Raw genomic sequence first — 14162 nt, forward strand, 5'->3', positions numbered from 1 at the left:
AAAGGGGATATATGAAAAAAATACTGACCTATTTAGGCTTTGTCTTGGCTTTTATAATTACTTTAATATGTCTGGACAGGCTTTTGTCTGAAAAATCAATACACGGAATTGATCAGGCGAGGAGCTTCTATGCCCAGCCCAAGAATTCCATAGATGTTCTGATGCTTGGATCAAGCCACATACACTGCGACGTTAACACTGCGCTTTTGTGGGAGGACTATGGGATTGCCGCTTACGATTACAGTGCTGCTGAGCAGACCCTGTGGCAGACCTACTATTATTTCAGGGAGGCGCTTAAGACCCAAAAGCCCAAGGTTGCTGTTTTGGACTTCTATGCTCCTGCACGTTTTAAGGATGATTATCAATATGATTTTCTTTATGAAAATCTGCAGGGATTAAAATTTTCGATAAATAAAGTAAGACTTCTTACAACAAGCTGCGAGTTTACGAGATGGGATGATTATTTCCCGGACTTTTTTACTTATCATAACAGATACGAAAATCTCACAGAGGAGGATTTTGATACCCTCTTTGGGAGAGAAGATCTTGCGGCTTTTAAGGGATACACACCTTACTGTGCTGTAAGAGAACAGACACGACCTGTGTACAGCCAGGGCATCAGCGCTGACCTTACTCCTAAGTCAGAGAAATATCTGAATAAGATAATCGACCTTGCAAATGAGAATAATGTTAAGCTCTTTTTTATAGTGGCTCCTTATATAGCAGAAAATCATGATTTTCTTACCTTTAACAAGGTCAGGCAGATTGCTGAGGAAAAGGGAATAGAGTACTGCAATATGAATGAAACCTATGATGAGATAGGACTCGATTTTGCCAAAGATTTTAATGATTATTCGCATCTTAACTATGAGGGCAGCATCAAATTTACGGCTTTTCTTGCTGATAATCTAAAGAGCAGATTTGAAGATGATATCATTGACAGAAGAGGCGATGAACGCTACAAATCCTGGGATGACAGCGTGAAGCTTACGGAAAAGATGGCAACTGAGGCCAGGGAGAAGGAAATAGAGAAAGAAAAGGAAAAAGAGAGTCTTGAAAAGGACTGATATCCTTTGTTTTTGATGGTAAAAATATTTAAAATTTTGTATAATACAAGGGCAATGATTTAGGTTTATTCTTAATGAGGGTTATGTTTTGAAGGGGAATTTACTAAGATACAGTAAGAAGTCGGTGACTTTGGGCATTATGGCGGCAACGATCGCTTTTAGCTTGGCGGATGGTTTTCAGGTGCTGGCTGAGAGTGAAGTAAGTGGCGGTGATTCTGCCTATACGGCGGAGGAAAGTCAGAATTTCGGGGGTGATCTATCCGGTATCACGGATGATTCAGCTCAACTGCCTGAGCAGGATAATTTTGCAAATTCTGCAGATAAAGAGGACGCACAGGATATCAGCGAAAAAGACGATGGGGAAGCTTCGTTTTCTGAGAAAAATGAGGAGGCTTCATCGGTAGAATCCCTGACTGCTACCGGAACTCCTATAAATCCGTTGGTTTATGACGGTAGCTCTCATGCGGTTCAGATAGAACTTACTACAACGGCAATCACAATTGACGGCAATGCAATAACTGCGGCAGTTGTCACAGATGCGAATGGGAAGCCTTTTTATATAGTAGGGCTTCCTGATAATAAGGTGACAGTACTTGCAACTGATGCTACAAATGATAACAATAATTCCTTTGAAGCTGACCTTACAGGAACTTCTGTTTATGACAGCTCTTTTGCTAAGGTTAATACACCGGGAACTATTACAGTCGTGGCAGATGGTGTCATTTTGAAAAAGACTGTAAGGCTATCATCAATGAACATTGTTAAAACCTATGACGGTACACCTCTTACCAATGCAGGTATGCCGCTTGCCTTGGAGGAAGGCTGGATTCCCGGACAGGGAGCTTATTATTCTTTTACTAAGAGCAGAACAGCCATAGGAACAGATGTAAATGAGTTTGTAATAAGTTCCTATATAGAAGGAACGAATCCTGATAACTACGAGGTAGAGTACACTTTTGGAGCTCTGTCTGTAGTTGACAGAACTGAGTCACAAAAATACATTCTTACAGTTGAAGGTCTGGAAAATACATTTAAATATGATGGAACGACCAGGAACATAAGTGGCTTTATCTTAGAGGGTAGAAGCGACGCTGAATTTCAGGTAAATGGAAACGGTGATCCTTCGCAGGTTCTGACATTTACAATTGGTAATGCAGTTTTCACAGTTACCGGCATATCAGCAACAGGCTCGGGTGTGAACGCCGGGGAGTATTCTGTAAATATATCGGGGTCACCTGTTATAAAGGACGCTGAAGGAAATGTTGTTACCGGCCAGTTTAAATTTGAGTTCAGCCCCGGTAAGCTTATCATAGAAAAGAGAAAGGTTATCCTTACTTCTGCAAGCTTAACAAAGAAGTTTGACAACAAAACACATAAGAAGCATAAGGTTACGGTTTCAGGCGACGGTTTTGCCGAGGGTGAGGGCGCAACCTATGAGTTTACAGGTAAGCAGAAGGCAGTAGGAGAGAGTTATAATTATTTTTCCTATAAGCTTAATGAGGGAACTCTCGAAGAAAATTATGATATAGAGAAGATTCCGGGTATTCTTAAGGTGACAAAGGAAGATAAAGCCATTAACGTAATGCCTGATGAAGACAGTAGTAACACTTCATCAGAATCAGGTGAATCTTCTTCACAGACGGAAGCTTCCGAGAGTGCGAAGCCTGCAGATGATTCTGCAGAAGGAAGTGGCGAAGGAGCCTCGGCTAAGGCAGAGACACTTGAGAATGCGACAGTGCTTGGCGCCAGGAGAGACGGCGGAGAGGTTACGGTTGATATAGCCCATCCCATAAATGAAAACGTCCTTGGTGCCAGAAGATCATCAACTGATGACTACTCAGATATTGGAAGACATATAGTAGTATTTGCGGTGGCCTGTGCATTTATGACACTTATAACAATGAGAAGAAATAAGAGAAAGAAAAATGACTGAGACAGAATCACGTATTTATGGTAAAAATTTAATTTGCGTCTGCGTAAATGAGGCGTCTGACGGGGATATAAACGGAGTATTGTGGACTCCCTATGAGGAAGATTCACTTCCGTTTAACAGCGGCTATGAGATGGTCATGCTGATGGACAGATTGTATGACAACTGGGATTTTCCTCAGAGAACCACTTCATACAGAAGCTTTGGACAGAAGGACAGATCAAGAGACTATCATAATCCCAATTCCATCAGGAAGAGAGAGCCTATAAGAAGTCTTAAGACCTACAGAGGCGAGAAGGCTACATTTATTGTCCATGTTAAGTTCAGGCAGAATAGCTCCTGGCAGGGACAGGTACTATGGTCTGAAAAGAAAAAGAAAGTACATTTTAGAAGTGCACTTGAGCTTTTGAAGCTTATGAGCAGCGCGTTGGAACAGACAGAGAATTGACAATAAAGTCCGGGAGGCTTTTGCTTTTCGGGCTTTGTTTTACGTTTGGGCTTCTGTTTGGGCTTCTGATAAGAAATAACTTTCGATTAATTAGAATATGCGATAGAATATATTGGTGTTTGCTATGACAAAAAAACAGTTGGCATTGGAAGTAATAGAACGATTAAAAAAAGAATATCCTGATGCGGATTGTACGCTGGATTACAGTGAGGCATGGCAGCTGTTGGTCAGTGTCAGACTTGCAGCTCAGTGTACTGATGCCAGAGTTGATAAGACTACTCCGCTTTTATATGCGAAGTTCCCGACGGTAAGTGCTCTTGCAGAGGCAGATCCCTCTGAAATAGAAGAGATAATTCGCCCCTGCGGCCTTGGCAAATCCAAGGCAAGGGATATAAGTGCCTGCATGAAGATACTTCACGAGAAGTATGATGATAAAGTGCCCGGCACCATGGAAGAACTCTTGAAGCTTCCGGGTGTAGGCAGGAAGAGTGCCAATCTTGTAATGGGTGATGTTTTCGGACAGCCGGCCATAGTTACGGATACTCATTGTATCAGACTCAGCAATCTGATCGGCCTTGTAGATAATACCAAGGATCCTGCCAAAGTTGAGGCACAGCTTTGGAAGATTGTTCCGCCTGAGGAAGGTAACAGTCTTTGTCACAGATTCGTATGGCACGGCAGGGCAGTATGCGTTGCCAGAAGACCCCAGTGTGACAAATGCTGCCTTAAAGATATCTGCAAATACGGCAAAACGAGGAATGTTTATGTTTGTCAGTAAGTTATTTATAGAGTTTATGCTTTACAGCTTTTTAGGCTGGATTTATGAGTGCACATACTGCACTGTTAAAGAAGGACATTGGAGAAACAGAGGATTCCTGTTCGGACCTTTATGCCCTATATATGGGACAGGAACGGTGGCCTGTGAGCTCATATTTGGATATTTACCAATGTTTAGAAGTATCCCTTACAGTCAAATACCTATATGGAAGATATTTGCTATATGCGCATTGGGAAGTATAGTACTTGAATATGGTACATCCTATTTTCTTGAAAAGAGATTCCATGCTGTCTGGTGGGAATATTACGATATGCCGCTCAATATTAATGGACGTGTTTGCGTTCCCGCTACCATGGGCTTTGGCATAGCGGGAATTTTAGTTACGAGATTTGCACTGCCCTTTATGGAAAAAGTGATGGGCGGATTAAATCCTATAGCTGCTGAGATAATAGCACTTTTATTGATGGGATATCTTGCTGCAGACCTGGTTCTTACAGTATCCAGTTTGATACACCTGCTTGATATGGTTGAAGGTGCCATGGCAGAGTTTGATGGCCGTATGGAGGATATGTACAAGAATGCAGTCGCCACACCCGGGAAGGCAAAGGAAGCACTGACTTCTGTACCTGTAAGGGCAAAGGAGGCTATGGCTGTTGCGGCAGAGAAGCTTGATTTCAGACAGAGATATCAGCTGAAAAATATTAAAAATTTCAGGTTCAAAAGACCTGTTTTCAGAGGGGGACGAACGCTTAATACGGAGCGAATGTCAGAGTTCTATAAGGGACTTCAGGATAAGATTCGTACCGGAGATGAGAAACAATGGAAGGTGAAGAAATGAAGAATTCAGTAAAAGGACTAACAGATTTTATAAAGAAGAGTCCTACCGCTTTTCATGCGGTAGCAGAGCTCAGGGAGAGACTTCTTGCGGGAGGCTTTACTGAACTAAATGAAAATGAGAAATGGACTCTTAAAAAGGGAGGAAAATACTTTGTGACAAGAAGCGGATCATCAATAATATCCTTTAAGCTTCCTGCAAAGGATTATAAGGGATTTTATATGATAGCAAGTCACAGCGATTCTCCCTCATTCAAGATTAAGGAGAATCCTGAGATTGAGTCTGTAGGTGCTTATGTGACACTTAATGTTGAAAAGTACGGCGGAATGCTCTGTGCACCCTGGTTTGACAGACCGCTTTCCATTGCAGGAAGAGTAATGGTTAAGAGCAAGGGAAAGGGAGTTGGTGTTGAGTCAAAGCTTGTGGATGTGGACAGAGACCTGGTAATGCTTCCCTCACTTGCAATTCACATGGACAGAGAAGCCAATGACGGACATAAGTTCAATGCTCAAAAGGATATGCTTCCTATATTCGGAGATATCAGCAGTAAAGACAAATTCATGTCAATAATTGCAGAGGCAGTAGGTGTTAAGGAGGATTCAATAGTATCTCATGACCTTTTCCTGTATAACAGAGTTGAGCCTTCTGTATGGGGAGCTGATGATGAGTTCGTATCATCGGGACGACTTGACGATCTTGAGTGCTGCTACGGCTCATTTGAAGGCTTTATGGCAGCTGATAACAAAAAGAATGTGATCATGCATGTAGTATTTGACAATGAGGAGGTTGGAAGCACTACAAGACAGGGCGCGGCATCTACCTTCCTTAAAGATACCCTTGTCAGAATAAATGATGCTTTTGGTAAAAGCAGAGAGGATTATCTCGTATCTCTTGCAGAGAGCTTCATGATATCAGCTGACAATGCACATGCGGTTCATCCCAACTACGTGGAAAAGGCTGATCCGGTCAATAGACCTCAGATGAACAAGGGCATTGTAATAAAGTATAATGCTAACCAGAAATACACAACTGATGCGGCTTCGGGAGCAATCTGCAAGCTGATATGCGATATGGCCAAGGTTCCTTATCAGACCTTTACCAATCGCTCTGATGTAGCAGGCGGATCAACACTTGGCAACATATCCGGAACGCAGGTAGCTGTAAGAACTGTGGACATAGGAATGGCTCAGCTTGCCATGCATTCACCTTATGAGACTGCAGGGGTAAGGGATGTCGATTATCTGATCGACTTTTCAAAGGAATTTTACGGGGCTGATATAGAGGCCTGAAAGTAAGTAGTTATTAGAACGGAGAGATATTTTAATGGGAATTTTGGATTTTTTGGGTGGTAACAAAAAGAAAGCTGAGGAGGCTGCACTTCTGGAGGAACAGCAGGAAGCTGAGAGAAAAGAGCAGCAGATAGCTGAGCTTAAGGAAAAGCATAAGGAGCAGGGGTGGCCTGTTCCGGGGAAACTAAATCCCATAAAGATTGATGGTCAGGAAGAAGAGGATGTCTTCGAGGATCCCCTTGATGATGCACGCAAGGAGGAAATCGGTGAGCTTGCATATGTAGAAGAGCTTGATCCTGAGTCTATTAAATTTTTATCCATGCAAGAGCTTTTGTTCCTTTTGACTGTACAGGAGAGATTCCAGAAGATAGCACCGCTTCCGAATTACGAAGCAAATCACAGGAAAGTATACAACGAGATCCTTGGCAGGGTGCGTGATGCCAAGATGCTCTATGTGCTTTTTGATATGGCAACGGGATATCCTTTTATCGATCATGGCTATATCAACATTTATTCATCACAGGAGTATGCTGAACAGGCTGTAAAGGTATTCTCCAAGCAGTTCAGAAAGCTTGCCGTACGTGCCTGCAAAGCAGACAATGCGGCTGAATCCGCTAGTGAGAGAAGAACCTTCTTTGACTATCTGTACTACCTTGGAATAGAGAATTTCATCGTGGACAACGGATATTACAGAGCTCACTTTAAAAGAAATGAGATTGTGGCAGCGCCGGGAGACTGGGGCAACGGAGGAGATAAATCTCCCAAGAACCCTACCCTTGTATTTTCAATACTTGATTTTCTTGGAGAAATCAGATGGCCTGTTAAGTATGAAAAGAGAAATGAAGTACTTGCTGCCAAGGAAATGAGAATGGCAGCAGCTGCACAGGCTGCTAATTATATCGTGCCCATGCAACACGAGGGACCTGTGGAAGTTCTTGAGGATGGAAGATATAAATTTACTGCGGAGACCAAGATAAAATTCCCTGAAATAAAGAGCGCCGATGAGAAGCACTACCTTCCTGTTTTCACAGATGGAATAGAGTTCACCAAGGCTTTCAGGAATTCAGAGTACAATGGTGCAGTGTTCGGATTTGGAGATGTGCTTAAGTTTGTAGGGGATAAGGCTGGTATTATCATAAATCCCGGCGGACAGAAGATCATGATTCCCAGAGAGCGTATGCTTGCTCTTCAGATGGCTGCTCAGGCCGCAGGAAAGGCAGCTCCGAAAAAACCTGCAAAGAAAAAACTCTCAGAGACTGAAGCTGCGGTTCAGTCAGCTATGAGCGGTAAGGGTATTGCCGCAAAAACTAATGATGAAGAGGAATAGTATTAGTATTCTGCATTTAAGATTTGTAGTATAATTATATAGAAATTGCTTGTGTTTTTTCAGATCTTTTCTTATGAACGGAGGGTATTATGTTTGACCGAATAATGGGAAAATACCTCCTCGACAGGGGGACTATTACTAAAGCACAGCTATATACCGCATATCAGGTAATGGAATCGCGAAGAGCTAAGCTAGGCGTAATAGCTGTTACTGAGAAACTTTTGACAGTGGCTCAGGCAGAAGAAATCAATGCTATTCAGGCGACGAAGGATAAGCGTTTCGGCGATCTGGCGATAGAGAGAGGATATATATCAGAGATACAGCTGGGATATTTGCTTTCTCTTCAGTTGAACGAGTTTCAGACCTTTACATCTGCACTTGTTGAGAAGCAGATAATGACACTTGAAGAAGTGGATGATGCTATCAGGTCCTATCAACAGGATAAAAATCTGACAGATGAACAGATGACGGCATTAAAGGACGGCAATCCGGATTTCATTGTGCCGCTGTTTACAGGGACAGATGATGCAGAGTACAATGCACTTTTCAAATATGGAATAAAGAATATTTACAGACTGATTGATACACATCTTTCAATTGATAATGCAACTATTGCAGGTAATATCAAGGAAGAATGCATTGCATACCAGTCCTTTTCAGGAGATGTCAAGGCTACCGTTGCACTTGTGGGCAAGAACAGCGACCTGCAGAAACTTGCTAAGAGCTATACCAAGGAGGAATTTATTGAGACCGAGGAAGATGCTCTTGATGCTATGTGCGAGCTGATCAATTGTATAAATGGTTTGTATGCTACTGACAGAAGTAAGCAGGGCAAGAGAATAGAACTTGATCCGCCATATTTCATTACCAGATTTGGTGAGATTTCAGGTCCGGAGCTTCACGTTATGACAGTAAACTGTTGCGATGCGGAGGTGCGTCTTGTTATTGCTGCCGGTCAGGATGTGACAATTAAGTGAGGAGATAAAACTATGGCAAATATTCTTATAGTTGATGATTCCAGAACTTCCAGAAGAGTGCTCAAGGATATGCTTGAGAGGCATGGACACTCTGTTGTACAAGAAGCAACAAACGGCCAGGAAGGCTTTGATGACTATACTAAGCTTAAGCCCGATTTGGTAACGATGGACATTACCATGCCGGTTATGGATGGCATCGAGGGGTTAAAGCTCATCCGTAAATTTGATCCGCATGCTAAGGTTGTAATGATCACAGCTGCAGGTCAGAATGAAAAGGTAAAAGAAGCAGTGGAAAATGGAGCGGTGGAGTTCATTACCAAACCGCTTGACGAGGATACTGTCATATCTGCCATTGATAAGGTGATGCAGAGCTGACAGATGTGTGCCTTGTAACGGCAGGGCATTGGATTGGGAGGAATATGTTTAATGATATTAAGATAGGTCCTGTTACATTACATATGTATGGCCTGATGATAGCTGTCGGATTTTTGGCAGCGCTTATGATAGTTCTTAAGAGAGGGAAGAAGAAGGGCTTATCTGAAGATACCATTTATGGAATCTTTTACTGTGCTATTATTGGAGGACTTGTGGGATGCAGACTGCTGTACTACATCGTGGAATTCCCCAATATAATTAAAGACCCGTCCATATTGTGGAATTTCGCAAACGGCTACGTGGTTTATGGCGGAATAATCGGTGGAATTCTTACAAGTTTTGTTTATGTAAAAAGAAAACACGAAAAGTTCCTTCAGTATTTTGATGTTGTTATGCCGGCTGTGGCCATTGCACAGGGATTTGGAAGAATCGGATGCTTTTGTGCCGGCTGCTGTTATGGAGCAGAGACAAACAGCCCGATTCATGTAGTGTTTACTCATTCGGATTTTGCACCAAATGGTGTTCCGCTTATTCCGACTCAGCTGATGTCGTCAGCCGGAGATTTTTTGATAGGTGCTTTCCTTATCTGGTTTTCAGGTAAAACCGAAGTTAAGGGCAGGACCGCTGCAATGTATCTGGTGTTGTATGGTATAGGAAGATTTGTAATAGAGTTCTTCCGTGCCGACTACAGAGGAAACCTTGGAATATTCTCAACATCACAGATTATTTCCTTTGTGATAGTTGCAGCCGGAGCCGTACTTACAGCAATAGCTCCGAAGCTTGAGATGAGATTCTGATTTCGAATTATGGAAAAATAAAAGTCATAGAGCAGAATTGATTTACTGCTTTATGACTTTTTTCTTCATATTTATGCTGTATCAGCAAAAAAATATAGCACAAGGCCATTTATTATATCCAGGCGCCATCTAAAGTTATTATCTGTCCTGTGAGATAGGCGGGGGATTGTACCAGATTAAATGCAAGTTCGGCAACTTCCTCTGGTGTTCCGAGCCTATCTGCGGGAATCTCCGAAGTGAGTTCTGAGAGTTCATCCTCTGATAGATGTGAACTGTTCATTTCAGTATCTATGGCTCCGCAGGCAATGGCATTAACCTGTATGCCACTTGGAGCAAGCTCCTTGGCAAGGGCTTTTGTGAATGAATTAACACCGCCTTTTGAAGCGGAGTACGCTACTTCGCAGGAGGCGCCGACCTGTCCCCACACAGAAGTGATATTGATGATCTTTCCGTGACCGTTTCGTACCATGTGCGGGATTGCATTTTTACTCATATAAAATACAGAGTCAAGGTTTGTGCCAATCATTTTATGCCACTCGTCAGCTGTCATATCCGATAAAAGCCCGTACCATGCAATGCCTGCATTGTTAATTACGACTTCGGGGTAACCGATGGAAGAATTGGATATAGTTTTAAACATGGAAATAACATCTGCCTCGAATGATACATCACAGACTGTTGTGACGGCAGTTATGCCATATTTTTCGGAGAGCTCTTTGCCATAGTCTGTAAGTGTTTCTATGTTATTTTTACAGCAAAGGTACAGATCATATCCGTTTTGTGCAAATATCTTTGCTATAGCTTTTCCTATACCTCTGGAAGCGCCTGTTATAAGGACTGTGTTTTTTTTGGACATAAATAATACCTCCGGTGTACTTTTTCCTACAACATATAATGATAGCATGACGGAATAAAGTATAAATAAAAAAGTTGTTTACAAAAATATTTTTTAGAGTTATTATGGCAATAGAAAATAAATTGTACACAATCTAATGCATATAAGAATAATATAAGGAGGCATATAGAATGAGAGATTTAGTAATTATCGGTTCAGGACCTGCAGGACTGTCAGCTGCTGTTTATGCAAAGAGAGCAGGACTCGATACACTTGTAATTGAAAAGGATCCGGTAAGCGGCGGACAGATACTTATTACTTATGAAGTTGATAATTATCTGGGACTCCCCGGTATCAATGGATTCGATATGGGAATGAAGTTCCGTGAGCATGCCGATAAGCTTGGAGCTGAGTTTGCAGAGGGATGTGTTTCTTCTATTATAAAAGTAAAGGAAGGAAACGAAAATGAATCTTCTGTATATAAAGTTGTAACAGACCAAGGTGAGTACGAAACCAAAACAGTAATACTTGCAACAGGAGCTTCTCACAATAAGCTTGGCGTAAAAGGTGAAGAAGAATTTACCGGACGCGGCGTATCTTACTGCGCAACCTGTGATGGTGCATTTTTCAGAAATAAGGTGGCTGTAGTAAATGGTGGTGGTGACGTTGCTGTAGAAGATGCTATTTTCCTGGCAAGAGGCTGCAGCAAGGTGTATCTGGTACACAGAAGAGATGAGCTTCGCGCTGCTAAGATCCTGCAGGAGGAACTGCTGGCACTTCCCAATGTGGAGGTTATATGGGACAGCGTTATAGAAGAGGTAAAGGGTGACAACAAGGTTACAGCTGTTACTGTTAAGAATGTAAAAACAGGAGAGAAGAAGGATGTGGATACAGATGCACTTTTTGTTGCAATAGGTATTCATCCCCTTACCGAAAGTTTTAGCGGACTTGCAGAGATGGATGAGACCGGATATATTATCGCAGATGAAAGCGGTGCTACTTCAACTCTCGGCATTTTTGTTGCAGGTGACTCCAGAAAGAAGAGACTCAGACAAATTGTTACGGCAGTTGCAGATGGCGCTAATGCAGTAACTGCAGTCCAGGATTATCTGGTTGGTAAAAAATAAAATAAAAATAAAAAAATTCTAAAAAAAGTTGCACAAAATTCACGATACAAATTTTGTTAACTATTTATTGTGCTTTTTATAAAACTGAATACCATATCTTGGAAATGGCCAGAAACCGCATGGTTACTGGCTTTTTTCGTATCTTAAATTGCGTTAATAGATTAACCAATTGGAAGAATGGCTTGTTTAAGCCTTTCAATTTTGTGCTAAAATGGTTAGGGTAGGTTGACAAATTGAGACTGACAAGGTATATTTTTAAAAGATGTAACAAAATCGTAACAAATAATTTGGAGGTTCGTTTTGCGAAAGACTAGAGTGCAGCTATTGGCTATGGGGGTTGCCGCTGCGGTAACAGTTGGTGGAGCAGGTTATGAAGTTAGTGCTTCGGCATCAAAGGTAACAACAGTTTTACCTTCAGCAGGTATCAGCTACGCGTTGACAGGAGATTCAGTATCTCTGTCAAACCTTGCAAGTGACAATACAGATGTTGCAGAGAACGAGATTGAAGACTCTGCAGTAACTATTACAGAGACGACACCTCTTGCATCTACATTGCAGGAGAACATTCTTAATGATATTCAGAAAGCTACCGGAGCTACTATCCCGGCTGAAGAGCCCGGAACAGGCGAGGATGAAGCTGAGGAAGAACTCACGGATGAGCAGAAGGAAGAGGAGCGCTTTAAGTCACTGGTAATCGCCAACGTTAATGATTATGTTAATGTCCGCGATAACCCGAGTGAGGATGATGGTGAGATCATCGGTAAGCTCTATGACGATTCAGTTGGTACATTCATAGAAGAGACTGAGGGATGGTACAAGATCAAGTCCGGTTCAGTTGAAGGATATGTTAAGGCTGAATACTGTGTAACAGGTGAAGATGCAGTTGAACTTGCCAAGGAAGTAGGTAAGAGAATTGCTACTGTTACAACCACAACTCTTAAAGTAAGAAGTGGCCCCAGCACAGATGATGAAGTGCTTGGACTTGTTCCGATAGAGGATGAACTTGTTGTAACCGAGGAGATGGATGGCTGGGTTAAGGTCAGCATCGAAGAAGGTGAAGGATACGTATCAATGGATTACGTAACACTTTCAACAGAGTTCGTTGAAGCTGAGTCTAAGGCAGAAGAGGAAGCTCGTCTTAAGAAAGAGGAAGAGGCTCGTCAGGCAGCACTTGCTCAGGCTAAGAAGGGCACAAAGAGTTCTTCAGACGGCAATGGTTCCAAGAGCTACAACTCAGCAGCAAGCTATACAACACAGTCAAGTTCAATTGGAGCTGCAGTTGCTTCTTATGCACAGCAGTTCGTTGGTAACCCGTATGTATACGGTGGAACATCACTTACAAACGGCGCTGACTGCTCAGGTTTTGTAATGAGCGTATATGCTAACTTCGGTGTAAGCCTTCCTCACTCAAGTGGTGCGGACAGAAGTGTCGGAGCAGCAGTTGATGGTCTTGCAAATGCACAGCCCGGTGACATCGTATGTTACTCAGGTCACGTAGGAATCTATATCGGCGGTGGAAACATTGTTCATGCTTCCTCAGCTAAGACAGGTATCAAGATTTCAAATGCAAGCTACAGACAGGTTCTTTCAGTAAGAAGAGTCTTCTAAGATACAGAATAAAATAAAAATAATTAAGTGGCATGGATTCAATTATGGATCCATGCCACTTTTTATTAAAAGGTAATTGTTTAATTATGATAAAAAAATCCCCTGGGAAAAATCCCGGGGGATAATCATTTAGTCGGGCTCAATCAGTCCGTAAGTATTACCTTTTCTCTTGTAGACTACATTAGGCTGATCTGTTTCAGCGTTGATGAATACAAAGAAGTTATGTCCAAGAAGCTCCATCTGAATAGCAGCGTCCTCTACATACATAGGCTTAAGATCGAATTTCTTAACTCTTTCGATTTTGATCTCTTCATCGTCAAAATCCTCATTTTCGATATATTCCTTTTTGAAATTGCTGATCTCAGTCTGGTGCTTGTTAACAAGCTTACTTCTATATTTTTTCAGCTGACGCTCAATAATCTCCTCCACCAGATCAATTGAAACGTACATATCATTGCTGACCTGTTCAGATCGGATTATCTTGCCCTTTACAGGGATTGTTACCTCAATCTTGTGGCGATCCTTGTCAGCAGTTAACGTTACGTTGACATTAGTCTCCGGAGTGAAGTACTTCTCGAGCTTTCCGATTTTTTCCTCCACAGCGGCTCTCAGTCCGGGTGTTACATCGATGTTCTTACCTATAATAGTGAATTTCATGCAATCATCCCCTTTGCAGTTTTATAGTTTGTTTTGGAATAATTATCAGTTAAATTATATCATTTTTTTATATAGATAATCAATTCAATGCAAATGAGTTTAGAAATTGTTA

The 14162-nt window shown here is 41.9% G+C and carries 14 protein-coding genes; 12 read left to right on the forward strand and 2 right to left on the reverse strand.

Annotation, left to right across the window (positions count from 1 at the left end):
• The first annotated feature begins 11 nt into the window (after positions 1-11).
• From ACHCNF_RS14370 to lgt, 10 genes are all read left to right on the forward strand, one after another.
• Positions 12-1067, forward strand: coding sequence for a hypothetical protein (locus tag ACHCNF_RS14370; RefSeq protein WP_408070432.1), 1056 nt, complete (start codon positions 12-14; stop codon positions 1065-1067).
• An 88-nt stretch (positions 1068-1155) separates the two neighbouring features.
• Positions 1156-3000 (forward strand): hypothetical protein, encoded by a 1845-nt coding sequence (locus ACHCNF_RS14375; protein ID WP_408070433.1) that lies wholly within the window; start codon positions 1156-1158, stop codon positions 2998-3000.
• Positions 2993-3445: a type 2 periplasmic-binding domain-containing protein gene (locus ACHCNF_RS14380; RefSeq protein ID WP_408070434.1), complete on the forward strand. Its 453-nt coding sequence runs from the start codon at positions 2993-2995 to the stop codon at positions 3443-3445. Before ACHCNF_RS14375 ends, ACHCNF_RS14380 begins: the two co-directional genes overlap by 8 nt.
• 124 nt (positions 3446-3569) lie before the next feature.
• Positions 3570-4223: an endonuclease III domain-containing protein gene (gene nth / locus ACHCNF_RS14385; protein ID WP_408070435.1), complete on the forward strand. Its 654-nt coding sequence runs from the start codon at positions 3570-3572 to the stop codon at positions 4221-4223.
• The gene (locus ACHCNF_RS14390; RefSeq protein ID WP_408070436.1) at positions 4210-5061 is read left to right on the forward strand and encodes a putative ABC transporter permease; all 852 of its coding nucleotides are present in this window, start codon (positions 4210-4212) and stop codon (positions 5059-5061) included. Before nth ends, ACHCNF_RS14390 begins: the two co-directional genes overlap by 14 nt.
• The gene (locus ACHCNF_RS14395) at positions 5043-6347 is read left to right on the forward strand and encodes a M18 family aminopeptidase (protein ID WP_408070437.1); all 1305 of its coding nucleotides are present in this window, start codon (positions 5043-5045) and stop codon (positions 6345-6347) included. Before ACHCNF_RS14390 ends, ACHCNF_RS14395 begins: the two co-directional genes overlap by 19 nt.
• A gap of 34 nt (positions 6348-6381) precedes the next feature.
• Positions 6382-7674, forward strand: a complete 1293-nt coding sequence (locus ACHCNF_RS14400; RefSeq protein WP_408070438.1) for an SseB family protein — start codon at positions 6382-6384, stop codon at positions 7672-7674.
• A gap of 89 nt (positions 7675-7763) precedes the next feature.
• A complete protein-coding gene (locus ACHCNF_RS14405) occupies positions 7764-8651 on the forward strand; it encodes a chemotaxis protein CheX (protein ID WP_408070439.1) in 888 nt (295 codons plus the stop codon).
• 12 nt (positions 8652-8663) lie between these two features.
• Positions 8664-9026: a response regulator gene (locus tag ACHCNF_RS14410; protein WP_408070440.1), complete on the forward strand. Its 363-nt coding sequence runs from the start codon at positions 8664-8666 to the stop codon at positions 9024-9026.
• Positions 9027-9070: 44 nt separating this feature from the next.
• A complete protein-coding gene (gene lgt, locus ACHCNF_RS14415) occupies positions 9071-9823 on the forward strand; it encodes a prolipoprotein diacylglyceryl transferase (RefSeq protein WP_408070441.1) in 753 nt (250 codons plus the stop codon).
• A gap of 112 nt (positions 9824-9935) precedes the next feature.
• Here the strand turns inward: lgt and ymfI are convergent, their stop codons facing one another.
• Entirely contained in the window at positions 9936-10679 is a 744-nt protein-coding gene (ymfI, locus tag ACHCNF_RS14420) for an elongation factor P 5-aminopentanone reductase (RefSeq protein ID WP_408070442.1), read from the reverse strand.
• Between the two features lie 170 nt (positions 10680-10849).
• Between ymfI and trxB the strand changes: the two genes are divergently transcribed.
• Both trxB and ACHCNF_RS14430 read left to right on the forward strand, forming a co-directional pair.
• Complete coding sequence (trxB, locus tag ACHCNF_RS14425) at positions 10850-11785, forward strand: thioredoxin-disulfide reductase (protein ID WP_408070443.1); 936 nt, start codon at positions 10850-10852, stop codon at positions 11783-11785.
• A gap of 300 nt (positions 11786-12085) precedes the next feature.
• Positions 12086-13393, forward strand: a complete 1308-nt coding sequence (locus ACHCNF_RS14430; protein WP_408070444.1) for a C40 family peptidase — start codon at positions 12086-12088, stop codon at positions 13391-13393.
• Between the two features lie 129 nt (positions 13394-13522).
• On the opposite strand, the gene hpf is transcribed toward ACHCNF_RS14430, so the two are convergent.
• Positions 13523-14050, reverse strand: coding sequence for a ribosome hibernation-promoting factor, HPF/YfiA family (gene hpf / locus ACHCNF_RS14435; RefSeq protein WP_408070445.1), 528 nt, complete (start codon positions 14048-14050; stop codon positions 13523-13525).
• Between the last annotated feature and the right edge of the window lie 112 nt (positions 14051-14162).

This window comes from Butyrivibrio sp. NATIVEDY162 (assembly GCF_045999815.1).
In the GTDB taxonomy this organism is placed as follows: Bacteria; Bacillota; Clostridia; order Lachnospirales; family Lachnospiraceae; genus Butyrivibrio.

Coding starts and splice junctions, on each gene's coding strand:
- ACHCNF_RS14380 (WP_408070434.1), top strand. CDS start 2,993: ATGACTGAGACAGAATCACGTATTTATGGTAAAAATTTAATTTGCGTC.
- ACHCNF_RS14370 (WP_408070432.1), top strand. CDS start 12: ATGAAAAAAATACTGACCTATTTAGGCTTTGTCTTGGCTTTTATAATT.
- hpf (WP_408070445.1), bottom strand. CDS start 14,050: ATGAAATTCACTATTATAGGTAAGAACATCGATGTAACACCCGGACTG.
- ymfI (WP_408070442.1), bottom strand. CDS start 10,679: ATGTCCAAAAAAAACACAGTCCTTATAACAGGCGCTTCCAGAGGTATA.
- ACHCNF_RS14410 (WP_408070440.1), top strand. CDS start 8,664: ATGGCAAATATTCTTATAGTTGATGATTCCAGAACTTCCAGAAGAGTG.
- ACHCNF_RS14405 (WP_408070439.1), top strand. CDS start 7,764: ATGTTTGACCGAATAATGGGAAAATACCTCCTCGACAGGGGGACTATT.
- lgt (WP_408070441.1), top strand. CDS start 9,071: ATGTTTAATGATATTAAGATAGGTCCTGTTACATTACATATGTATGGC.
- ACHCNF_RS14390 (WP_408070436.1), top strand. CDS start 4,210: ATGTTTGTCAGTAAGTTATTTATAGAGTTTATGCTTTACAGCTTTTTA.
- trxB (WP_408070443.1), top strand. CDS start 10,850: ATGAGAGATTTAGTAATTATCGGTTCAGGACCTGCAGGACTGTCAGCT.
- ACHCNF_RS14400 (WP_408070438.1), top strand. CDS start 6,382: ATGGGAATTTTGGATTTTTTGGGTGGTAACAAAAAGAAAGCTGAGGAG.
- nth (WP_408070435.1), top strand. CDS start 3,570: ATGACAAAAAAACAGTTGGCATTGGAAGTAATAGAACGATTAAAAAAA.
- ACHCNF_RS14395 (WP_408070437.1), top strand. CDS start 5,043: ATGGAAGGTGAAGAAATGAAGAATTCAGTAAAAGGACTAACAGATTTT.